Source organism: Methylobacterium sp. 77 (assembly GCF_000372825.1).
Lineage (GTDB): Bacteria > Pseudomonadota > Alphaproteobacteria > Rhizobiales > Beijerinckiaceae > Methylobacterium.
Genome location: NZ_KB910516.1, coordinates 746747 through 768884 on the forward strand (window position 1 = coordinate 746747; position 22138 = coordinate 768884).

Genomic DNA, 22138 nt, shown 5'->3' on the forward strand with positions numbered 1-22138 from the left:
ACAGGTTCCCCTCAAGGGGCGAAACAATTCCGTCTCACGCCGACCCTCTGCTATTCCAGCCCATGTATTCGATGAAAGGCAGGGTGGGATGATCCTCAGGACGGCCTTGGCCATCCTCCTAACCGTTCCGCTTCTCGAACCGCAGCCCGTCCGGGCCGGACCCGACCTGCCGACGGACGCGAGAGCCTACGTGACGCGGCGGATGGATTGCAACCACTGGGGTGGGGAAGACGCCTACGACGCGGCGCGCGGCCGGGAGATTGGCGAAGCCGTGAGAAGCCTACGCTGCGACACCGTCGAAGCGGATGGGCGGCGCCTGCGGCGCCGCTACAGGCGACAACCGGATGTGCTCAAAACCCTCGACCGGACGCACGACGCGGATGGTTGAAGCGACGACCCGGGTCCCCGAGCGGGGTGGCGGCGGCGCGTTGCATTCGATGGTCAGGTAGAAGCCCTGATCGGATTGAGAAAAATCCCATGGACCTCCTGCGTCGTGAGAAAGCACAAATAGGATTTTTGGTCGCGGGTTGCGTGGCCTTTGCCGTGTTCGTCTGGGCCATCATCGCCTACGCGCGGATGACGGCGGTCCTGTCCGTCGCCGCCGCGATCCCGCTCCTTTCCCTCACGGCGAGAAGGCGGCTCGTCGTCTCCCTCGGCCTGTCGGCGGTTTGCGCCCCCCTGATCTGGATGGCCTTCGGAACGACGGCCGGATACTTCCTGCTGAACCGATCCCGACTGGAGGGACTCGTGGCCGAGATCACGGCGGTTCCGTCTCTCACGTCGCTTCAACTGGGTCATGACGAGCCCTGGCCGTCGGGGTCCGGACGAACGGGCCGATCTGACAGCTACCGCTTCATCAACGCCCAGCTCGTCACCCGGTATCGCGAGCAGGTCGCGCCCGATGCGTATCAATCGACCCTGTACGAGGCCGACTTCCTGCGGGACCTCGGTGTTTCCCCCGTGCGGTATCTGACACTCACGACCTCCCTCGAACACCTCTCGCTGTCGGGCTTCAGCCGAGGTGCCGACGGAGAGATCTCGTTGGACGAACCGATGCCGGGGGGGACGCCATGGGGGACGTCCTTCGTGTATCGGCCCGACGATGCCTTTCCGGCTGCCTCCGGGGCGGAGGATGATCGCCGCCTTGCGCCGAACTGGTTCTACATCACGAGGGGGTGAACCCCGTTTCGGTGCGCCTCGGGATGGACGCCCGGACCTGTCGACGCAGGACACACCCCGGTTTAGCCGACGCCACCCTATGGGATCGAGCGTCCGCCAAGGTCCTGGACCGCCGGTCGCGACCGCGGCGTCTCCGCCGTGGTGATCGTGCCGGTACCGAGCAGGACCGCGAAGACGATCATCGGCAATGCCCAGACCTGCATCGGGAGCCCCATGAAGGCGTGATCGCGCCCTGCCGGGCCGAAAGTCGTGCCGTGGTTCCAGCGAAGTCCGAGGACGAGGACGGCGAGCGCGGCAAGGCTCATGGTGAGGCAGACCGCACGATCCACCTCCGGCCCTTCGATTTGTCTCAGGAGGATCAGGGGGAGGAACATCGCCGCCGCGGCGAGGAAGACGACCCAGTAACCGCGGCCCTGCCAGAAGACGACCATGTGCCAACCTTGTTTCGCGAGGTTCGGATCGGGTAGCTCAGCCCAAGTGGCACTTCAGGACGCAGGGTCCTACCTCGGCCCCTCGCAACTTGCCGGAATGCCGTCGTCCGGGGAGGTCGTGGCTCGTTCCGTCACGACGCGTCCTCACCGGGCGAGGACGAAGATAGCGCCCTGGTCTCAGCCGATGGTCCCCGAGGCGGCTCGCCGGTTCCGGATCATCGCGGCGATCCCTGCCACGATGATGCTCGCGAGCGCACCGGCGACGACCAGGAGGGTGATGGTGCGGTTCCACAGCCGATCAAGGGCGAGGTCGGTGGTGACGAGGTCGGGGCGCGCCGGATCGGCCATCACCCGGATGTTGTAATCGCCGACGTGAAAGCCGGTGAACACGGTGTTCACCCGGCGCACCACGGTGCCCGTGGGGGTGCGCAGGTTGAGCGTCACGTCGCAGATGTGCAGGACGATCTTGGCGCTGCACTTACCGTCGGTCACCCGCGCCTCGGCGACGGGGCGTGCCGTGTCGCGGACCTGCCAATCCGACAGTATCGGCGGGGCCGTGAAGACGGCGCAGGCGACGAGGAGGGCCGCGAGGGCAACGAGGCCGAACAGGGTCCAGAAGATGTTGCCCCAGCCCTGGCTGGGCGGCGGCAGGCGCAGGGGCTCGGTGCGGTTCGCGGATGCGGTCATGGTGCGGGCCTCACGGAAACCGGGATATCGGTGTTGGCAGGACGGGCCGACGAGACGTCGGTCCCGGCAAGGATCCGGCGCGCCTCCGCCGCGTGGCGGTAGCGTCCGACGAGGTCGGCGAAGTCCTGCACCGTCATCTTGCGGGGCAGGCCGGCGGTGATGGTGACGATGCCGCGCCTGGCGTCGAGCTTGACCTTCCGCCCACCCGGCACCCGCTGCGGGAATGGCGCCTCCGGCGGCAGGAGCAGGCGGGTAACGACGCCGGTCCGGCCCAGGGTCATGTCGAGGTCGGCCACGCTGTCCCAAGGGATCGGCCGGTCGAGACCGGGGATGGCCATGGCCTCGGGTCCCAGGAACATGGTGGTCCGCTCGCCCCGCCAAAGCCGGAAAGCGCCGAAGCCCGCCAGGATGGTCCCGCACGCCAGCGCCACTGCCACCACGAGCCGCGCCTGATCGGCAGAGAGGCCCGGCAGGCCGGCGGCGATCCACAGGAGGGCGACCCCGGCGAGGAAGCCGCCGGCCACCAGCAGCGCAATGGCTCCCGGGCGGGTGTTTTCGCGCAGCGCCCGTTCCTCGGTGCCGATCTCCGCCACCGTGGCCTCCAGATGCGCACGGAAAGCGGCCTCCTGCTCCCGCACCGCCCCGAGGAAATCCGCCGTTGCCGCACGGCTGAGCCCGGCAGGATCCGCGAAGTAGGCGGCGAGCTGGCCGAGCGCGTGCGGGGGCGGCACGGCGGCGGCGGCGGCCAGGAGGTCCGCGTCGAGGGTCCGGCCAAGAGCCACCACGCGCTCACGGGTCGGCGGATGGGTATCGGTGGGGTGGGCCTGCTCCGCTTCGAGATGCGCCGCCGGGTCGTCGAGGCCGCGGGCGATGGCATGATCGAGGCTGGCCGCCACGAGATCGGTGGGGGCCAAGCCGGGCGCTTCGGCGGCTGCACCGAGGGTCTCGGCGATGCGTGGTCCCACCGCGCCGGTGCGCAGGAGCGCCCGGGCGGCGGCGTCGAACGAGGTCGGCCCGGCGCCCGCTGCGTCGGCGGCGAACTCGCGCGCCCGACTCCAGTGGCGCACGGCGAGGTGGAACCGATCCATCACGAAGACGCCGAGGTGCAGGGAAGGGCTCAGCAGTCCGAACGATCCGGAATGCCCCTCCGCTACCGCGTCGAGGGAGCGCCCGACCCCGGCATAGATCGGCAGGAAGCGTTGGCTGTAGGCGGTGTCGCCGCCGGCGTAGTGGGCGAGTTCGTGGCCGATGATCGCCGCCACCTCGTCACCGCGCAGAAGTGCAAGGTAGGGCAGCGGCAGGTAGAGTATCCGGCCCGTCAGCCGCGCGCCGCTCGGCTCGACCAAGGCCGGGCCGGCGCTGACGAAGAAGCCTCCGGTGAGGCCGACCACGACGGCCTCGGGCTCGAGCGCGCCGAGGCGCTCGGCCAGCCCCTCGATCAGCCGCCAAAGGCCCGGAGCCTCGGCGGGCGAGACCGTTCGGCCGAGGATCGGAAGCGGGTCTGGTTCGAAGGCGGAGAGCGCGCGGCGCAGGCCCAGCACGGTCGCGCCCGCCGCGAGGAGGACCGCCCCGACAGCGACGGCGGCCATCAGCAGCATCTTGATCTCACCGCTGCCGAGCCCGGGTCGCGCGAGCGTGCCGGCCTCGAAGATCACGGCGGCGACGGAGCCCACCGTCGTGAAAAGGACCTGCAGGGCGAGCACCGGGGGCAGCAGGCGGCGCACCAGGGAGAAGCCGCCGACCAGCACGTCGCGCGAGTTCCGCCCCATCCGTCCCAGGGCGGCGCCCCCAATCAGGACGAGGACGGACAGGGCCGCGGCAAGCCCGCCGGCCACGATGACGAAGGGCGGCAGAAGCTTGCGCCACTCCATCACCGTGGTGAAAGTCGTGACCTCACTGAGTGCCGCACGGGCCTGCACGAGGGCGAAGGGCCCGCCGTACAGCTTGCCATTACGGCGGAACTGCATGCTGTAGTCGACGCGTCCGTCCCGTGGCGCCTTCGCTTCCAGAGCCTCGACGATCTGCGTCAGATGCAACCGCTCCTCGTCGAAACCGGCCCAGTTACCAACTGCGCGCTGCTGCTCCCAGAGACCAAGCAGCATGATGGCGAGCGGCAGCAGGACGGTGGCGGCGATCAGGCGCGTGATGGATCGCAGGCGCGAGGGCGTGCGCGGGTTAGCTGCGTCGGGGATACTCGCCTCCTCGAATGCGTCGGGAGCAAAAACGGGTCGCTCAGTATTTTGTTCGCCGGACGCTTGTCCACTGGAATCGGGATGAGGCTGTCGTGCTTGCGGCATGAGATCCTGTCGACCTTGGGGCTCTCACCCTTGATCAGATCCATGGCGCCGGTCTTGCGGTTGACCAGGAAATAGCCGCCCGAGTTCCTGAGCTTGATCACATCGTCGGACTGAAGCGCGACTTCCCGTATCTTCGACTCAAGCTCGCCATTCGGCTTCTTTAGCAGGCTGCTGCAGAAGTCGCTGGTCGGCTTGTCTCTGAGATGATTCACTCTGTCCGTGGCGGGTTGGGGGTCGAGCGATGCGCGGGCGTAAGGAACGGTCGGAGAGCCTGTTCAGCTATGTTCGTCTGGAGGCGCGCGTGCCGGCCGATCATCCCTTGCGGCCGATCCGGGCGCTGGCGGACGAGGTCCTGGCCGGATTGAACGGACGGTTCGAGGCGCTGTATTCGGGGGCGGGGCGGCCCTCGATCCCGCCAGAGATGTTGCTGCGGGCGACGCTGCTGCAGGCGTTCTTCTCGGTGCGGTCCGAGCGGATGCTGATGGAGCAGATCGATTACAACCTGCTGTTCCGCTGGTTCGTCGGCCTGGAAATGGATGCCGTGGCCTGGCATCCGACGGTGTTCACGCACAACCGCGACCGGTTGCTGAAGGCGGATGTCGCCCGCGCCTTTCTCTCGGGCCTGATGGCCCTGAAGCCCGTCAAGCGGCTTCTGTCGAGCGACCACTTTTCCGTTGACGGCACGCTGATCGAGGCCTGGGCGAGCATGAAGAGCTTCCGGCCCAAGGACGGCTCGGGCGAACCGCCGGGCCCCGGCCGCAACGGCGAACGCGACTTCCGCAAGGAGACGCGCTCGAACGAGACCCACGCCTCGACCACCGATCCGGATGCCCGTCTCTATCGCAAGAGCGCGGGCCAGGAGAGCCGGCTGTGCTTCATGGGCCATGCCCTGATGGAGAACCGCAACGGGCTCGTGGTGGACGCGACGCTGACCCATGCCACGGGGACCGCCGAGCGCGAGGCGACGCTGACGATGCTCGACCGTCATCCGCGCCGGCACCGGATCACTCTGGGGGCGGACAAGGCCTACGATATCCGGGCCTTCGTCGGCGACCTGCGGGCACGCCGCGTCACGCCCCACATCGCCATCAACGGGGCGGTGTCCAAATCCGGCAAGCCGCGCAAAACGGCCATCGATGGTCGCACCACGCGCCATCCCGGCTACGCGATCAGCCTGCGCTGCCGCAAGCGCGTGGAGGAGGTCTTCGGCTGGATCAAGGCCCAGGCGGGGTTGGCCAAGGTAAAGGTCCGGTCAAAGCCCAAGGTCGAGGCGGCCTTCACCTTCGCGGCGGCTGCCTACAACCTCGTGCGCCTGCCCAAGCTCCTGGCCCAGTCGGCGGGATGAGGGGTAGGCCCGGGGCCGGGACTCACCTCCGGAAACGGAGGTGCCGCCGAAGGTGACGAACCGGACCGCCTCGAAAGCGCCGGTCCCCGCCACAACAGCCAACATCATCCATGCAGAGGGCCAAACCAGACTTCTTCAGCGGCCTGCTAGGCGCTCACGCGCTAAGTGTTTCCATTGCCGGCCTAGGGCACGACGACGGACTGTACGAACGACGTCGGGCTCTGGCGGTGGTTCGTTCAGGCTTCGTCCGCCCAAACCCCAAGCATAACCCGGAACCATTTCTTCCATCATTTGAGCCTTGACGACGCCAGGTAAGTCCGAGCCACGCGCTGCGCTGGTAAGCGAAAGGCCGAGACGCACGAGATCGTGGGTCGGATTACCGATGACGGACTGGTCAAGGTCGCGGATCTGGATATCGACTCGACCGTCCGCATCGGCGAGGGGGCCAAGGTTGCCCGCGTGGCAATCGCCACAGATCCAGACGGGCGGCCCCTCAGGCAGAGTGCCCTGTGCCAGGCCGTCCAACCACTCATAGAACTGGGATTGGGATTGCCCCGGTTTGGAGGACACCGAGAACGCTTTCGCGTGAGGTGTTTGTCCAATGCCCCAGAGCCGCCCCATACCCTGCCGAGTTCCGCCGACAGATGGTCGAGTTGGTCCGCGCAGGCCGTGATCCGAACGATCTGGCTCGCGAGTTCGAGCCCTCCGCACAGGCCATCCGCAACTGAGTGGCCGAGGCCGACCGCAGCGAAGGACGGCGTGATGCAAAGCCACCGCCTGCCGACCCTGGCCTGACAGCGGTCGAGCGCGATGAACTCGTCCGGCTGCGGCGCGAGAACCGGCAGCTGAAGCTGGAGCGCGAACCGAAGGTCAGCGAAGCAATATCCTCTCTCGCGCGACAGCCTGGTTTGCGCGAGAGACCGGAGTTCTGCCGTCGGGGTCTTCCGGTTCATGAGCGCCAACCAGGCCGACTTCCCGATCACGGTGATGGCGCGCACCCTCGGCGTGTCGAAGGCCGGGTACTATGCCTGGGCCGGCCGGCAGCCCTCGGCGCGACGCGTGGCGGACGCTGCCCTGCTGAAGCGGATCCGCACCGTCCATCTCGGCTCGCACGAGACCTACGGCGCGCCGCGCGTCCACGCCGACCTGCGCGAGCAGGGCGAGCGGCATTCCCGCAAACGCATTGCCCGGCTGATGCGCGAGGCCGGCCTCGTCGGGGCCAGCCATCGGCGCGGTGGCCCTTTGACGACGCGGCGGGACCGGGAGGCGCGTCCGGCTCCCGACCTCGTCGACCGCAACTTCGCCGCCGCCGCCCCGAACCAGCTCTGGGTGGCGGATATCACCTACGTGCCGACTGCTGCCGGCTTCCTCTACCTCGCCGTCGTGCTCGACGCCTTCAGCCGCCGGATCGTCGGATGGGCCATGGCCAACCACCTCCGGTCGGAGCTCGTCCTGGACGCCCTGGAGATGGCCGTGACCCAGCGCAGGCCCCGCGACGTGATCCATCATTCGGACCAGGGGGCACAATACACGTCGCTGGCCTTCGGTAGCCGCTGTCAGGAGGCGGGCGTGCGACCCTCGACGGGTTCGGGCGGCGATGCCTACGACAACGCCATGGCCGAGAGCTTCTTCTCGACCCTCGAATGCGAACTGCTCGCCCGCCGCCGCTTCCGCTCACAGGCCGAGGCACGGATGGCCTGCTTCAGCTACATCGAGGGCTTCTACAATCCGCTGCGCCGGCACTCGGCGCTCGGATACCGCTCGCCCGTCGTCTACGAGCAGGAAACCCAGCCGGACCCGTTACCCGAGCCCCTGTTCACCTAAGCCCCCTGACCGTCCACAAAAACGGGGCATTTCCAATCCCAGTCCGACCCATTGCGGGCCGTCGGAAGGTCCGCTTTATGGCTTCTGTCAACACCAAGACGTAGTACGGATAAGCAGCGCCGCCTGCTGATGCATGCTTGATCGTCAACTTGGAGGGGAGTCGAGCTTGTCGGTCATTCAGCGGCACAATGTCAGGCAGGCCGGTACCGACGGAACCGCCATGGTCTTCGCGCACGGCTTCGGTTGCGATCAGAACATGTGGCGTTTCGTGGCGCCCGCGTTCGAGGACTGCTACCGCACGGTGCTGTTCGACCATATCGGCGCGGGTGGTTCGGATCTGTCGGCCTACGACGCGGAAAAATACGCCTCGCTCGACGGCTACGCCGACGACGTAATCGAGCTTTGCCATGCCCTGGACGTCAGCAGCGGGGTCTTCGTCGGCCATTCCGTCAGTGCGATGATCGGTGTCCTCGCCTCGAAAAAGGCCCCGGAGCTATTCGATAGCCTCGTGCTGGTCTGCCCGTCGCCGCGCTACCTCGACGACGACGGCTACGTCGGCGGTTTCAGTCCGCCCCAGATTGAGGAACTGCTCGACTTCCTCGACACGAACCACCTGGGTTGGTCGCAGGCGATGGCGCCGGCGATCATGGCAAACGCCGACCGGCCCGAACTCGGCGAGGAGCTCACAAACAGCTTCTGCCGCATGGACCCGGACATCGCGAGGCGGTTCGCACGCACCACCTTCCTCGCCGACAACCGCGCCGACCTGGCGGGCGTGACGGCGCGTTGCCTCGTCCTGCAAAGCTCGGAGGACGTGATCGCGCCCCAGGAGGTCGGCGAATACGTCCACCGCCACCTGCCGAACAGCGCGTTCGCCCTGCTCGACGCGACGGGCCACTGTCCGAACCTGAGCGCGCCAAAGGAGACCATCGCGGCTATCGACCGCTTCCTTCGAGGGCCGGTCGGTGGATGACACACTCGCCACCCCTCGGGCGCCGGACGTGGACGACCTGGAGGACCTGTTCGAGAACGCACCCTGCGGCTACGCCTCGGCCCTGCCGAACGGACGCATCTCCAAGGTCAACCGCACGCTCTCGACCTGGCTCGGTCACCCGTCCGGGCTGATCGTGGGGCGCCGTTTCCTCGACCTGCTGAACATCGCCGGCAAGGTCTACTACGAGACCCACTTCGCGCCGCTCCTGCGGATGCAGGGCTTCTTCAACGAGGTGGCCCTCGACCTTGTGCGCGCGGACGGCACGACCCTGCCGGTCCTCATCAACGCCGTGGTGCGCCGGGACGAGGCGGGCGAGATCCGGTTCATCCGGATCACCGTGTTCAACGCGTCCGACCGCCGGCGCTACGAGCGCGAGATGCTGGAGGCGCGACGGTCCGCGGAGCGGGCCACGGCCGCGCTGCGGGACCTGAACGCCACCCTCGAAGCCCGGGTCGCGGACCGTGCACGCGCCCTGGAGCAAGCCTGGCGGCTGTCGCCGGATCTGCTGGCCATCGCCGATAGGCAGGGGACATTCCTCGCCGTCAACGCGGCCTGGAAGGCGTTGCTCGGCTGGGAGGTCTCCGACCTCGTCGGGCAAAGCTTCGTCGGGTTCACGCATCCGGACGACCTGGATGCGACGCAGGCCGCCCTCGACCGCATCCTGAAGGCCCCGATGGTCGCGCCGTACGAGTACCGCCTCAAGCACGCGGACGGCACCTATCGCCGGTTTTCCTGGACGGGAGTATTCGAGGATGGACAAGTCTACGCCACCGGCCGCAACACGACCGTCGAGCATGAGCAGGCCGCAGCCCTGAGCCGGGCGGAGGAGGCGCTGCGCCAATCGCAGAAGTTGGAGGCCGTGGGGCAGTTGACCGGGGGCGTGGCCCACGACTTCAACAACCTGCTCACCATCATCCGCTCCTCGGTCGACTTCTTGCGGCGCCCGGACCTGCCGGAGGAGCGTCGTGCCCGCTACATGGACGCCGTCTCCGACACGGTCGACCGGGCCGCCAAGCTCACCAGCCAGCTCCTCGCCTTCGCCCGGCGGCAGGCGCTGAGGCCCGAGGTGTTCGACGTCGGGGACCGCCTCCGCAGCATTGCCGACATGCTCGACACCGTGACCGGCACCCGTATCCGCGTCATCACCGAGATCCCGGATATGCCGTGCTTCGTGAAGGCCGACGTGAGCCAGTTCGAGACGGCGCTGGTCAACATGGCAGTGAACGCACGCGACGCCATGGAGGGGGAGGGCACGCTGACCCTCCGGCTCGAAGACACGGGCAACTTGCCAACCATCCGCGGGCATGCCGCCGCATCCGGCCAATTCGCGTCCATCGCCTTGACAGATACCGGCGCCGGCATCGCACCGGACCAGATCGGCCGGATCTTCGAGCCCTTCTTCACGACCAAGGAGGTCGGCAAGGGCACCGGGCTCGGCCTCAGCCAGGTCTTCGGCTTCGCCAAGCAGTCCGGCGGGGACATCGAGGTCGAGAGCGAGCCCGGACGGGGCACCACGTTCAAGCTCTACCTGCCGATGATCGTGGCGGTCGCCCCCGATCGCCCGGTACCCGCCCTCGGCGCGGAGACTTTCCCAACCGGTGGCGGTCAGTCGGTGCTGGTCGTCGAGGACAACGTCGAGGTCGGCAGGTTCGCAACCCAGATCCTGGAGGACATCGGCTATCGGACGAGCTGGGCCGCCAACGCCGAGGAGGCGCTGGAGAAGCTGGGGTCGGACGGCGCCGGCTTTGACGTTGTGTTCTCCGATGTGGTGATGCCCGGCATGGGCGGCATCGAGCTCGCCAAGACGCTTCAGCGTCTGATGCCGGACCTGCCGGTCCTGCTGACCTCTGGCTACAGTCACGTGCTGGCCCAGGATGGGCTGCACGGCTTCGAGTTGCTGCACAAGCCTTACTCGGCCGATCAGCTCGGGCGTATCCTCGGCAAGGTGGTGCCACAGCGGCGGGAGTAGCGATCGGCCAGTTGGTTGGATCGCGGGACTAGGGCGGAGGCGAACTGTCCGGTTTCAGGCAAAGGGCCAGGATCCGCTTCCCACCCTTCTCGGACGAAGGAGGGTAGGTGCGGCGGCCCCGAAACCACCGCGGTGAGTGTCAGATGTCGGTCTGGTCTGACATCATCAGCGCGTCGTCCGCCTCGAGGCCGAGGTGGCATACCGTGCTCTCAAGATTGGTATGACCGAGGAGCAACTGACAGGCCCTTAGGTTGCCCGTCCGCCGGTAGATGAGCGCGACCTTCGTTCGTCGCAGGCTGTGCGTGCCGTAACCCGCGGGGTCGAGGCCGATCAGCACTACCCATTCTTCGACGAGCCGACCGTACTGGCGTGTCGTCAGATGCTTGCCCGGTCGGCTACGGCTCGGCAACAGCCATTCGCCGGACCGCCCCCCCCCCGCAGCTTTAGCCAGGCCGCGAGGGTCTCACGGGTGGTCTCGGTCAGCTCGAAGGGTACGGGCCCGCCAGTCTTCTGCTGGACGATGGTGGTGCGCAGGCGGACGCCGTCGCCGAGATGGACATCGGCCACGCGCAGGCGGACGAGGTCGCAGCCACGCAGTTTGCTGTCGATGGCGGTGTTGAACAGGGCTATGTCGCGCGTGCGATCCTCGTGCTGCAGAGGGGTGAGGATCGCCCAGATGTGCTTGGGTTTGAACGGCGGTTTGGGGCCGATGAGGCGGCCGAGGTTCCACGGTCGGCGAGTGGGGTCAATGGTCGAAGTCATGATAGAACTCCGTTGCTGGAGGCATCAGCATCTCACCGCGATCCGCCCTGCCGCGATTGTTCCCTATGGACGGAAGCCGCGTCGTCGCCTCGGAGCAGGCGTGCCGACACGAAAGAGCATGCACTCGGCATCGGCCGCCCTTAGAAGTATCCCATGCCTGAAGCCTTGTTCTCGCCGGCCGCGGCCCGCAACGCCGCCCCGATCGCCGAAGTCCTTAAGCGCGTTCTCTCGCCCATCGGCCTCGTGCTCGAGATCGCGAGCGGATCGGGCGAGCACGCCGTCCATTTCGCTCGTGCGCTGCCCATGCTCGTCTGGCAGCCCAGCGATCCCGATGAAGCAGCCCTTCGCAGCATCGTCGCTCATGCCAGCGCCGCCGGGCTGGCGAACATCCGGTCGCCGTTGGCGATCGATGCGATCCGTCAGCCGTGGCCGGTGGCACAGGCCGACGCGATCGTCGCCATCAACATGATCCACATCGCACCCTGGGACGCGACCATAGGGCTGATGGTTGGCGCGGAAGCGACGCTCGCAGAGGGAGGTGTGCTCTACCTGTACGGTCCTTTCCGAGAGAAAGGCGCGCACACCACGTCGAGCAACGCCGCGTTCGACGACAGCCTGCGCGCGAGGAATGCCTCTTGGGGCATCCGCGACACCGAGGCGGTCGTGGCTGCCGCAAAAGCGTACGATCTGCATCTGGCAGAGCGCATCACGATGCCCGCCAACAACCTCAGCCTGATCTTTCGCCGAGGGCGCCGAGGCTCCGCCGTCGACCGAGAGGTCACGCTTTGACCACCTCGTGCCTGACAAGCGCGGTTGTCGTCGGTGCGTCCGGCGGCATAGGCGGGGCCCTAGTCCGCGCGCTCGCCGAGGGCGAAGCCTACGCGCCGATCTTCGCGCTGTCACGATCGGGGGCGTCAGTCCCGCAGAGCGTCCGAACCCTCCCAATCGACCTCAGCGATGAAGCAACGGTTGCCGCGGCGGCGGCCCAGGTCGGCGAAGCCGGACCGGTGGGTCTGGTTATCGTCGCCACCGGCCTTCTTCATCGAGCGGGCGTCTCGCCCGAGAAGACGGTCGGAGCGCTCGACCCCTCTACGATGGCAACCGTCTTCGCGGTCAACACGATCGGCCCTGCGCTCGTTGCCAAGTATTTCGTGCCCCTGCTGGCGCGACGGGAGCGATGCGTGTTCGCGACCCTGTCGGCGCGGGTCGGATCGATCGGCGACAACCGACTCGGCGGCTGGTATACCTACCGTGCCTCGAAGTCAGCGCTGAACCAGATCCTGCGAACGCTCGCGATCGAGGTTGCCCGCAGCCGACCGGAGGCGATCGTCGTGGGCCTGCATCCGGGGACGGTCGCCTCCGGCCTGTCGCAGCCCTTCCGACCAGACCCGACTGCCGATGGCGTTTTCTCGCCCGAGGAGAGTGCAGCGCATCTCTTGCGCGTGCTGAAAGGTCTAAGCGCGGACGACACCGGCGGCGTTTTCGCGTGGGACGGCTCGCCGATCCCCGCCTGAGCGCGGACTCGCCTCAAACGGATGCCCTGAGGCAACGCCATTCGAGCGTTCGGAGCCGGAATCGCTTACGTCATGCGCCAAAATAGGAAGTTGGCCACCTGCCCGGAAGCGGACGTTCAGCAACCGACCCAACCTCGCCGTTTAAGGTCGTTTGAACTTGGCCCGAAAGCGGTCGTCCGGCCAGCCGCCGTTCTCGCAAGAGTACGCCCGTAGTGTCTGTTCGTCGGTGATTCGAATAAATGCGTAGCGGCAAAGAAGTGCGTTGATCAAGTTAACGCGGCGTTTCCTACATCTGTCACTAAGGACACCCGGGACATCCTGACGTAGCACGAAGCGATTTACGTGGGCGCCACTGACTGACAGGTACTTTGGACCGAGCGAAATGATGGCCTATTGCATGGCAGCCGTGTAGATCAGAGAAAAACTGAAGCGTAAGAACTATGTAGCTTAAGCATCATCGCCAATGGGTGATCCGTTAACCCAATATTTTGCGCCACAATGCATTGCTGCGTGGTCTCTGCTTTCCGTAAGAGGAATCAGTGCCCCCTCAATGCCTCCTCCAATGAACGTATAATCGTTGCTCCATCGCAAGGTTTGCTCAGGAAACCACAGGCGCCGGCTGCAAGGGCTCTATTTCGTAACGCCTCAGTCGGAAACGCGGTCACGAAAATCACAGGAATCTTAGACCCTGTGGCAATTATCCTTTGGTAAAGCTCGATCCCTGTCATGTCCGGCATCTGAACGTCGGTAATTAGGCAGTCGGCGGATTTTTGTTGCGACGGCTTGAGATAGTCGCTGGCTGACGCATAAGTGCGGGCAACGTAGCCGAGAGACCGGATTAAGCTCTCGGTCGCTTTGCGAACATCCTCGTCATCATCGATAATGGCGATTACCGGAATCGATGGCATCTGATTGACCTTGCAGGCGTTGTTGCGATCACTGCAAATGCAGCTCGCTTGCCTCATTATAGATATGAACCTCGAGGCATCGTCTTGGAATTATACTGAAGTTTATCTTTGTGTGATATCTGCCTCCCGCGAGATGCCTAGCGCTTCCGCCATTCGCACGAGCTCTGCGAGAGATCTTGCGTTCATTTTGCGCATGGCATGACCTCGATGGATCTTCACGGTAATTTCACTGAGCCCAAGGTTGCCGGCGACCTGCTTGTTCATCAATCCGGTCGTCACCTGGGCGAGAACCTCGCGCTCACGATCAGTGAGGGTCCGATAGGCCGCGGTCAGACCATCAAGCGCGGCATGCTTTTGGCGCTTCTGTTCATCCCGGGTCAAAGCAGTCCCAATCGCATCAAGGAGATCCTGATCACGGAATGGCTTGGCCAGGAAGTCGACCGCTCCGGCCTTCATCGCCTTCACGGACATCGGGATATCGCCGTGACCGGTCATCAGAATGATCGGCATATCGACGCTATGTGCAGCCATCTGGGCCTGAAACTCGAGTCCACTTAGCCCCGGTAGGCGGACATCGACGACCAAACACCCCGGCCCGTAAGGACGGGTAGCTAGAAGGAGCTCCGCCACAGAGGCAAACACGGCGCACCCGAGATCGACCGAGCGTAGCAGACTAGAAATCGCCTCACGGATTGCAGGGTCGTCGTCAACGACGAAGATGGTCGGCCTGCTTGTCGCAGGCGGGACGGTTGCGGAGGAGCGGATCATTGCGTTCTCCCAGCAGCAATAGGTATCGTGAAGGAGAAGCTCGCGCCTAGAGAAACGTGTTCCGACGCCCAAAGGCGGCCGCCGTGAGCTTCTACGGTTGAACGGCAGATCGCCAACCCCATTCCCATGCCATCCGCCTTGGTGGTGAAGAAAGGGCAAAAGACCTGCCCCATGGCGTCACCCGTTATCCCATTTCCGGTGTCGGTCACGGTCACGCAAACATCTACTGCGTCGCTGACAACTGCTATCACTGTGAGCCACCGTGTGCGTTCCACAATCGTCGCCATTGCCTGGATCGCATTAACCATCAGATTAATCACAACTTGCTGAAGTTGCACGCGGTCTCCGTGAACATGTGGAAGATCGGGCGCGACCTCAACCCTGAAGCGCACCCCTCCGCGCAACATCTCCCGTTCTACCAGAAGTGCGGCTTCGGCGATCATCTCCTTCACGTCGATCCATTCTCGACGGGCCGGTGCTTTTGTCAGAAAGGCGCGGATGCGAGATACGATCTCACCGGCTCGGGTTCCACTGGCTACCAACCGGGTTACCGCAGCTGAAGCTTCTTCCAAGTCCGGTACATCGCGGCGCAGCCAACGTAGAGCTGCCTCGCCATTTGTGACGATGGAGGCCAGGGGTTGATTGACCTCATGCGCAATGGAGGCGGTCAGCTCGCCTAAGGTTGCCACGCGCGCCGAATGGGCAAGCTCAGCCTGTACGGCAAGGAGTGATTCCTGAGCTTGCTTGCGTTCCGTGATGTCGACGGCGAACACCAGAACACACCCAAAACCGTCCGCCCGTTTCGGGAACGTGATGCCGAAGAGGATTGGAATTCGACCGCCGGCTTGCGTCAGAATTGTCGTCTCGCCCTCGAAGAAGGTGTCTCCGCGTACAAGCGCCAAGACGGACTGGGTGAAAGTTGGCTCATCCTCGGGCAGGAACTCATCGAGGGTGCGCGGCGAGGGCGCGTCCGTTGCGGTGCCGATGAGGCGCAGCATGACCGCGTTGGCATCGACGATGGTCACGCTATTTCGCAGCTGCCGTATGAATTCCGGGTGGGCGCCCATGTAATTCTCAAGCGCAGGAAGGTCCTCAGGTGCCAAGGCGTCGAGGGCCGCCATCACTGGAGTCCAGTCTTGCTGAAGGATTGAAACGCGTGTGGTGTCGAAGATCGTACGGTAACGCCGCTCGCTCGCGACCAGGGCGGCATGGGCGTGCTTGCGCTCGCTGATGTCTGTATTCGTCTCCAGGACCGAAACAGGTTTGCCGTGCGCGTCGCGTTGGAGAGACCAGCGACTATCCACCGTGACGGTGGAGCCTGAGCGGACTGTCTGGATCAACTCGCCTTCCCAACGGCCGGTCCGCATGAGTTCCGCGCGGATCATGGCACCGTCGCCTGGAAACACCGTACGCAGAAGGGCATGCACGTTCTTCCCTTCCACCTCGTCCCGGCTCCAGCCGTACAAATCCTCGGCGGCTCGATTCCAGAACTTCGCGACATCATTGAGCTCGCGCACGAAGATGGGATCGTGAGTAAGTTCGAGCAGCGCAGCCTGTTCAGCGAGGATCTCGGATGCCGACTGATTGCGAAGAACAAGCCCCGTGCTGATCGCGATAGCGGCGAAGCTTACCAAGGCCCGTAGAAGGGCCGAATCGCTCTGGAAAAAACCATGAGCAAGAAGATAAGCCGTCGTCGTCATAGTTAGGCAGGCGGCTGCGGTGATGATCACGCCGCCGCGCTCGAACCCTCGGGCGGAAATCAAGACAACAACGACGTAAAGGACCGCGACCGCTCCTTCGAGGGGCGTGAACGCATCAATGACAAAGATCCCGAGCGCGAGCCCGATGGCCAGAATACCGAACGCCCTCTCATGCGACCGGCGCGGAACCTTCGTCGTGGATCGCCCGCCAAAAGCGATCAGACGATGTATTGCCCGATCAGTGAGCGCAAACGCATTCATCGAGCTTCCCGGTCTCGTAAGCGTAAACCCAGGCATTCCGTGGTTCATATGCTGGGGCAGCAATGGGGACGGTAACAGAAAACGTCGAGCCCACCCCCTCTATCGATCTTATGGCGATGGGGTGATCGAGCAGCATGGCGGTTTGTCGAACGATGGCCAGTCCAAGTCCGAGCCCTTGCTCCGTGTGTTCCCGGCCGCCACGGTCGAAGGCATCGAAAATCGTCGCGAAACGCGAGGCAGGAATGCCGTATCCTTGATCATAGACGTCAATCATCACCTTGTCCCCACGAGGACGGCAGCCGATCAGGACGTCGCCGCTGCGCGCTGAATACTTGATCGCGTTGCCAACGAGGTGGCGAAGGATCGCGGCCAGCATGATCGGATCGGTCTCGACTATCAACGATGAGGCCTCAGCCTGACCTTGATCCCAGATGCCTGTGCGTAGCCCCGCCAATGCGTATCGAGATCAACGAAAATTTCGGAAGGGGTACTGGTTGGAGGACCATCTTCGGCTCGCGACCGAGTTGGGAGGAGCGCGCGAGGTCGTCCAACTCGGATCCCAGTCGTTGAAAGGCACGGGTCGCAACGTTGAGGCGTTCAGAAATCGCTGAGTCGACGCTTCGCTGAATAACACCCCCAATGGCCATAAGGGCGATCTGAAGCGGCTGTTTCAAGTCATGCCCCGCAACTGTTAGCAGCCGAGACGTCGCCATATAGGCGGCTTCGGCTCGAATGGTGGCCTCTGTCGGGTCGCTTTTGTTCTGCATGAATGCTGCCTGAGGCATTCGCTGCCTCCCCTCAACCGTACCCTGGAGACCAGTCGCCGGACCGACGTTCGCCAGAACCATGCCTCTAGATAAAGGCCTATGGAACTATACAAAGGTTTGAAGAACGCATCGTTTGCGGCCAGAAGTGCAAGATCGAGAGGAGAAGAGGTTACGTGGTTGGCCGCAGCTCAGGAATAATCTACGGGAACCGGGGGTTGTTTCGATAATAACGCACATGCCGCCTCAGCCTGGCTGATCTGCCCGGGCGATTATAAGTTCTCTGACTCGCGCGCATCGCCAAAGCTCACATGCTTTAAAAACACGGTCGCGAAGGATGATACGGTGAAACAACGCGTCTTCATTAAGACGGAATGATTTGTCCTGATTTGTTGCTGCTTATAGCTGATGAAAATCGATTGAGTTTTTCCATGTAGATATATACCACTGGCGTGGTGAATAGCGTAAGGACTTGAGACACGAGCAGGCCTCCGACGATGGCATAACCGAGCGGTTGCCTGAATTCCGACCCGACCCCCGTGCCGAGCATGAGCGGCAGCCCGCCTAGAAGCGCGCACATCGTGGTCATCAGGATCGGACGAAAGCGCAGGAGGCACGCCTCATGAATCGCCTGTTCGGCCGACAGACCTCGTTGGCGCTGTCCGACGAGGGCGACGTCGATTAGCATGATGCCGTTCTTCTTCACGATGCCGATCAGGAGGATGATCCCGATGATCCCGATCACATCGAGGGGGCGTCCGACGAGCATCAGGGTCGCCAGGGCGCCGAATCCCGCCGAGGGCAGGGTCGAGAGGATGGTCAGCGGGTGGATCAGGCTCTCGTAGAGCATGCCGAGGATGAGGTAGACCGCGAGCAGGGCCGCCAGGATCAGCACCGGCGTGCTGCTCAGCGAGCTTTGGAAGGCCTGGGCACTGCCCTGGAAGCTCGTGGCGAGCGAAGGCGGCAGATGCAGGTTCGCCACCGTCTTATCGACCGCCGCGACCGCCGCGCCGACGGTCGCTCCCGGCACCAGGTTGAAGCTCAGGGTCACGGAGGGAAACTGGCCTTGATGATTGACCGCCACCGGCGCGACGCCGGAGACGAGCTCGGCGATCTGGCTGAGCGGTACCGATGTTCCGTCCCGGGAACGGGCGTAGATCCGCTGGAGTGCGTCAGGTCCGAGCTGGTAGCGCGGATCGACCTCCAGGATGACGTAGTATTGGTTCAGCGCGGTGTAGATCCTCGCGACGTGACGTTGTCCGAAGGCGTCGTAGAGCGTGGCATCGACGGTGGCCGGATCGATGCCGAGGCGGGCGGCGGCGGAACGGTCGATCTGTGCGGTCAGGGTTCGACCGATGGATTGCTGGTCGCTGGCCACATCCGAGAGTTCGGGCAGCGCCTGCAGGGCCGCGAGGACCTTGGGTGCCTCGCGGTTAAGCGCATCGCTGTCGACTTCGGTTAGCGTGTACTGGTACTGCGTCTTGGACAGACGGGCGCCGATGGTGATGTCCTGAGCGGCCTGCATGTAAAGCCGCATGCCCTGGACCTGGCGCAAAGCGATGCCGAGCCTCGCGATGACCTGATCGGCGGTGACGTCGCGTTCGCCCTTTGGCTTGAGCGTGATGAACACGCGTCCGTTGTTCTCGGTGACCGTCGGCCCGCCCGGCCCGATGTAACCGACCACGTCGGAGACGGCCGGGTCCCGGCCCGCGATGCCGAGGATCGCCTGCTGCCGCTGCTTCATGCCGTCGGGCGAGACGTCCTCGGCCGCCTCGCTGATGCCGATGATCAGGCCGGTATCCTGCTGGGGGAAAAACCCCTTGGGGATCGCGACGAACAACCCCACCGTGGCCGCCACCGTCGCGATCATGACGCCGAGGGTGATCCGGCGATGCTTCAACGCGCGTGTAAGGCCGCCATCGTAGCGGGCGACGAGCCAATCGAGGGCGCGTTCCAGGACGCGGGAAACCCGGCCGGGGTTGCCCTCGCCGGCGGCGGGCAACAGCTTCGCACACATCATCGGCGTCAAGGTCAACGAGACCACGACGGAGACGAGGATCGAGATCGCCACTGTCGCGGCGAACTCACGGAACAGCAACCCGACGACGCCGCTCATCAGGAACAGCGGGATGAAGACGGCGACGAGGGAGATCGAGATGGACACGATGGTGAAGCCGATCTCGCCGGCTCCGGCCAGTGCTGCCTGTAACGGGGTCTTTCCGTCCTCGATGTGCCTGACGATGTTCTCGACCATGACGATGGCATCGTCGACGACAAACCCGATGGCGATGGAGAGTGCCATGAGCGAGAGATTGTCGAGGCTGTAGCCCAGCACGTACATCACCGCGAAAGTGCCGATGAGCGAGATCGGCACGGAGACGGCGGGGATCACGGTCGCCCAGAGCTTGCGCAGGAAGAGCGCGATGACGCCGACCACCAGGGCGATTGTCAGCAGCAACGTGGTGCGCACGTCGGCGACGCTGGCCGCGATCGTCTGCGTCCGGTCGGAGGCGACCTCTAAATGGATACCCGGCGGCAGGGAGGCGCGCAGCTGCGGCAGCGCCTTGCGTATCGCCGCGACGGTCGACATGACGTTGGCGCCCGGCTCGCGCTGCACGGCGAGGATGACGGCGCGCCTTTCCCCCAGGAAGCCCGCAAGCGTCGTATCGTGTGGCGCCTTGATCGCCTGACCGATGTCGCGAACGCGGATCGGCGCGCCATCGCGATCGGCGACGACGACGTCGTCGAACCCGGCGGCGGTCATGAGCTGGTCATTCGACTGCAGGGAGACCGCCTGCTGGCCACCGTAGAGCTGCCCTTTCGGCTGTAGCACGGTGATGGCGGCCAGGGCCTTGCGGACGGTCTCGAAATCCAACGATTCGGCGGCGAGCTGGGCCGGATTGACCTGCACCCGGATGGCGGGCTGCTGCAATCCACCGATGCCGACGGTGCCGACGCCTGGAACCTGGGACAGCTTCTGCACGAGGATAGAATACGCGTAATCGCTCACCGTCATGATCGGCAGGGTGTCGGAGGTGAGGGCGATGAGCAGGATCGGCGTGTCGGCCGGATTGGTCTTGCGGTAGGTCGGCGGATTGAGGAGCGCTGCCGGGAGCTGACCCTGCGTCGCATTGATGGCCGACTGAACGTCGGTCGAGGCCGAGTCCACGGTACGGCTGCGGTCGAACGACAGGGTGATCTGCGTGAAACCCGTGCCGCTGCTAGACGTCATCTGACGCAGGCCGGGGATCTGCCCGAACTGCCGTTCGAGCTGGGTCGCCACCGACGAGGCGACGGTCTGAGGGTCCGCGCCCGGTAACTGGGCCGTGACCTGGAAGGTCGGCGCGTCGATGTCCGGAAGCGCCGCCACGGGGAGCAGCGTGTAGCTGATCGCCCCGAGCACGACGATGGCGACCATCAGCAGCGCGGTCGCGATGGGGCGCGTGATGAAGCCGGCGGAGATGTTCATGGCAGCATCCCGGCGCTGGCGGTCGTCGTATCGGCGACCTTCGCCGGGCTCTCGGCTACGACGGTGACCCCGGGGGTCAGGCGATACTGGCCTTGTGCCACCACCGTTTCGCCCGCCTTCAGCCCTTCCGAGACGAGGGCGACGCCGCGCACGCGCTGGGAGACCTCGACCAGGCGCGGTGAAACCGTCTGGTCGGGGCCGACCACGAAGACGAATTGACCGGTGTCGTTCCGCTGAATGGCGTTGGTGGGTACCGTGAGCGCTGCCTTGACGATGGAGAGCGTCACCTGCGCGTTGACGAAGGCGCCGGGCCAGAGTTGCCGGCCGGAGTTCGGGAACGTGGCCTTCAGCCTGACCGTCCCGGAATTCGCCGCCGCCTCGTTGTCGACGAGCAGCAAGGTGCCGGTGTCGAGTTGTCTCGTTCCGGCTTGGTCGTAGACGGTGACGGAGACGCGACCGCGGTCGAGGGCGGCTTGGACGGCGCCGATGTCGTGGGTAGGAAGCGTGAAGACCACGCTGATCGGCTGCACCTGCGTCAGGACGACGATCCCACCGGGATCGGTCGGATGGACCACATTGCCGATGTCGATGAGGCGCAGGCCGGTGACCCCGTCGAAGGGGGCCCGCAACGTGGCGAAGTCGAGTTCCGTCGCGGCGGCGTCGATGGCGGCCTGATCGGCCTGCTGCGTGCTCTCCGTCTGGGCTACCCCCGCCTGCTCGCCTGTCACCTGCCGGTCCGTGGCATAACCCCTCCTGAGCAAGGGTTCGTCCCGCTGGAGGTTCGTCTGCTGGTTCGCCAACAGGGCTTGGTCGTGCGCGCGCTGCGCCTTGGCTTGATCGAGCTTGGCCTGATAGATCCGGGGGTCGATCCGCGCCAGGACGTCGCCGCGCTTGACCGCCTTTCCCTCCGTAAAGTCGACGGCTTCCAGCAGTCCCGTCACCTGGCTGCGGATCACGGCCTTGTTCAGCGCCTGGACCGTCCCGAGTCCGGTGAGGGCGATGGCCACGTCCTCCTGCGTCACGGCGGCCGTGACGACGGGAACGGAGGGCTCTGCCTCGGTCCGGGCGGGAATCGCCCTCGGTGACAGGGCCACATAGCCCGCAAGGACAGCGCCAACGCCGACAAGCAACGCGACGAGGATCCATAGCCGTCCGGAGCGGCCCGAAGCTGCGCTTGGCTGACCCTGTGCGTCAGGTATGATTGGGGTCATCGGTTCCTCAGCCTAGGCACGGGCGTGTTCCGCGTTGGAACGGGAGGTGGGTGGC

At 65.1% G+C, this 22138-nt stretch carries 17 protein-coding genes and 3 pseudogenes; 8 read left to right on the plus strand and 12 right to left on the minus strand.

All coding sequences use genetic code 11. From position 1 onward, the window contains the following. Window positions 1-106: 106 nt before the first annotated feature. Together A3OK_RS0103490 and A3OK_RS0103495 are read left to right on the plus strand one after the other, a co-directional pair. Window positions 107-388, plus strand: coding sequence for a hypothetical protein (locus A3OK_RS0103490; protein WP_245259301.1), 282 nt, complete (start codon window positions 107-109; stop codon window positions 386-388). An 89-nt stretch (window positions 389-477) separates the two neighbouring features. Beyond that, entirely contained in the window at window positions 478-1179 is a 702-nt protein-coding gene (locus A3OK_RS0103495) for a hypothetical protein (RefSeq protein ID WP_019903547.1), read from the plus strand. 77 nt (window positions 1180-1256) lie between these two features. Here A3OK_RS0103495 and A3OK_RS0103500 read toward each other — a convergent pair whose 3' ends face one another. From A3OK_RS0103500 to A3OK_RS24495, 4 genes are all read right to left on the minus strand, one after another. Continuing rightward, window positions 1257-1610, minus strand: a complete 354-nt coding sequence (locus A3OK_RS0103500) for a hypothetical protein (protein WP_019903548.1) — start codon at window positions 1608-1610, stop codon at window positions 1257-1259. A gap of 177 nt (window positions 1611-1787) precedes the next feature. After that, window positions 1788-2297 carry a hypothetical protein gene (locus tag A3OK_RS0103505; RefSeq protein ID WP_019903549.1) on the minus strand — a complete coding sequence of 170 codons (510 nt, stop codon included), beginning with the start codon at window positions 2295-2297 and terminating at the stop codon, window positions 1788-1790. Beyond that, entirely contained in the window at window positions 2294-4399 is a 2106-nt protein-coding gene (locus tag A3OK_RS0103510) for a M48 family metallopeptidase (RefSeq protein ID WP_036302130.1), read from the minus strand. Before A3OK_RS0103510 ends, A3OK_RS0103505 begins: the two co-directional genes overlap by 4 nt. 32 nt (window positions 4400-4431) lie before the next feature. Then, complete coding sequence (locus A3OK_RS24495) at window positions 4432-4806, minus strand: hypothetical protein (protein ID WP_036302133.1); 375 nt, start codon at window positions 4804-4806, stop codon at window positions 4432-4434. Window positions 4807-4835: 29 nt separating this feature from the next. Between A3OK_RS24495 and A3OK_RS0103520 the strand changes: the two genes are divergently transcribed. Beyond that, window positions 4836-5939 (plus strand): IS5 family transposase, encoded by a 1104-nt coding sequence (locus A3OK_RS0103520; protein WP_019903552.1) that lies wholly within the window; start codon window positions 4836-4838, stop codon window positions 5937-5939. Between the two features lie 141 nt (window positions 5940-6080). Here the strand turns inward: A3OK_RS0103520 and A3OK_RS23445 are convergent. After that, window positions 6081-6509 (minus strand): annotated as a pseudogene (locus A3OK_RS23445) (DUF2252 family protein); the annotation flags it as partial. Between the two features lie 74 nt (window positions 6510-6583). Here A3OK_RS23445 and A3OK_RS0103530 point away from each other — a divergent pair. The 3 genes and pseudogenes from A3OK_RS0103530 to A3OK_RS0103540 all read left to right on the plus strand — a co-directional run bounded on the left by A3OK_RS0103530 (window position 6584) and on the right by A3OK_RS0103540 (window position 10726). After that, window positions 6584-7763: pseudogene (locus A3OK_RS0103530) on the plus strand (IS3 family transposase). A gap of 166 nt (window positions 7764-7929) precedes the next feature. Continuing rightward, entirely contained in the window at window positions 7930-8736 is an 807-nt protein-coding gene (locus A3OK_RS0103535) for an alpha/beta hydrolase (protein ID WP_026596893.1), read from the plus strand. Next, window positions 8729-10726 carry a PAS domain S-box protein gene (locus A3OK_RS0103540; protein WP_155911933.1) on the plus strand — a complete coding sequence of 666 codons (1998 nt, stop codon included), beginning with the start codon at window positions 8729-8731 and terminating at the stop codon, window positions 10724-10726. The genes A3OK_RS0103535 and A3OK_RS0103540 overlap by 8 nt, the downstream gene beginning before the upstream one ends. A 139-nt stretch (window positions 10727-10865) precedes the next feature. On the opposite strand, the pseudogene A3OK_RS22295 reads toward A3OK_RS0103540, so the two are convergent. After that, a pseudogene (locus A3OK_RS22295) lies at window positions 10866-11488 on the minus strand (tyrosine-type recombinase/integrase). 153 nt (window positions 11489-11641) lie between these two features. Between A3OK_RS22295 and A3OK_RS0103550 the strand changes: the two are divergent. Both A3OK_RS0103550 and A3OK_RS0103555 read left to right on the plus strand, forming a co-directional pair. Further along, window positions 11642-12277 (plus strand): DUF938 domain-containing protein, encoded by a 636-nt coding sequence (locus tag A3OK_RS0103550; protein WP_019903556.1) that lies wholly within the window; start codon window positions 11642-11644, stop codon window positions 12275-12277. Beyond that, entirely contained in the window at window positions 12274-13002 is a 729-nt protein-coding gene (locus A3OK_RS0103555) for an SDR family NAD(P)-dependent oxidoreductase (protein ID WP_081631149.1), read from the plus strand. The genes A3OK_RS0103550 and A3OK_RS0103555 overlap by 4 nt, the downstream gene beginning before the upstream one ends. Window positions 13003-13538: 536 nt before the next feature. Here the strand turns inward: A3OK_RS0103555 and A3OK_RS0103560 are convergent. The 6 genes from A3OK_RS0103560 to A3OK_RS0103585 form a co-directional block, all read right to left on the minus strand. Continuing rightward, on the minus strand, window positions 13539-13967 hold the full coding sequence (locus A3OK_RS0103560; RefSeq protein WP_019903559.1) for a response regulator: 429 nt from the start codon (window positions 13965-13967) through the stop codon (window positions 13539-13541). A gap of 45 nt (window positions 13968-14012) precedes the next feature. Then, window positions 14013-14678 carry a response regulator transcription factor gene (locus A3OK_RS0103565; protein WP_019903560.1) on the minus strand — a complete coding sequence of 222 codons (666 nt, stop codon included), beginning with the start codon at window positions 14676-14678 and terminating at the stop codon, window positions 14013-14015. Further along, entirely contained in the window at window positions 14675-16639 is a 1965-nt protein-coding gene (locus A3OK_RS0103570) for an ATP-binding protein (protein ID WP_019903561.1), read from the minus strand. The genes A3OK_RS0103565 and A3OK_RS0103570 overlap by 4 nt, the downstream gene beginning before the upstream one ends. Further along, complete coding sequence (locus A3OK_RS0103575; RefSeq protein ID WP_155911934.1) at window positions 16617-17015, minus strand: sensor histidine kinase; 399 nt, start codon at window positions 17013-17015, stop codon at window positions 16617-16619. Before A3OK_RS0103575 ends, A3OK_RS0103570 begins: the two co-directional genes overlap by 23 nt. 752 nt (window positions 17016-17767) lie before the next feature. Then, on the minus strand, window positions 17768-20872 hold the full coding sequence (locus A3OK_RS0103580; protein ID WP_019903562.1) for an efflux RND transporter permease subunit: 3105 nt from the start codon (window positions 20870-20872) through the stop codon (window positions 17768-17770). After that, window positions 20869-22002, minus strand: a complete 1134-nt coding sequence (locus tag A3OK_RS0103585; protein ID WP_019903563.1) for an efflux RND transporter periplasmic adaptor subunit — start codon at window positions 22000-22002, stop codon at window positions 20869-20871. Before A3OK_RS0103585 ends, A3OK_RS0103580 begins: the two co-directional genes overlap by 4 nt. Window positions 22003-22138: the final 136 nt, after the last annotated feature.

Excerpts from the sequence above, each read along its gene's own strand:
- A3OK_RS0103565 (WP_019903560.1), bottom strand. The coding sequence starts at position 14,678 with ATGATCCGCTCCTCCGCAACCGTCCCGCCTGCGACAAGCAGGCCGACC.
- A3OK_RS0103520 (WP_019903552.1), top strand. The coding sequence starts at position 4,836 with ATGCGCGGGCGTAAGGAACGGTCGGAGAGCCTGTTCAGCTATGTTCGT.
- A3OK_RS0103500 (WP_019903548.1), bottom strand. The coding sequence starts at position 1,610 with ATGGTCGTCTTCTGGCAGGGCCGCGGTTACTGGGTCGTCTTCCTCGCC.
- A3OK_RS0103510 (WP_036302130.1), bottom strand. The coding sequence starts at position 4,399 with ATGCTGCTTGGTCTCTGGGAGCAGCAGCGCGCAGTTGGTAACTGGGCC.
- A3OK_RS0103580 (WP_019903562.1), bottom strand. The coding sequence starts at position 20,872 with ATGAACATCTCCGCCGGCTTCATCACGCGCCCCATCGCGACCGCGCTG.
- A3OK_RS0103505 (WP_019903549.1), bottom strand. The coding sequence starts at position 2,297 with ATGACCGCATCCGCGAACCGCACCGAGCCCCTGCGCCTGCCGCCGCCC.
- A3OK_RS0103575 (WP_155911934.1), bottom strand. The coding sequence starts at position 17,015 with ATGCTGGCCGCGATCCTTCGCCACCTCGTTGGCAACGCGATCAAGTAT.
- A3OK_RS0103495 (WP_019903547.1), top strand. The coding sequence starts at position 478 with ATGGACCTCCTGCGTCGTGAGAAAGCACAAATAGGATTTTTGGTCGCG.
- A3OK_RS0103570 (WP_019903561.1), bottom strand. The coding sequence starts at position 16,639 with ATGAATGCGTTTGCGCTCACTGATCGGGCAATACATCGTCTGATCGCT.
- A3OK_RS0103560 (WP_019903559.1), bottom strand. The coding sequence starts at position 13,967 with ATGAGGCAAGCGAGCTGCATTTGCAGTGATCGCAACAACGCCTGCAAG.
- A3OK_RS0103550 (WP_019903556.1), top strand. The coding sequence starts at position 11,642 with ATGCCTGAAGCCTTGTTCTCGCCGGCCGCGGCCCGCAACGCCGCCCCG.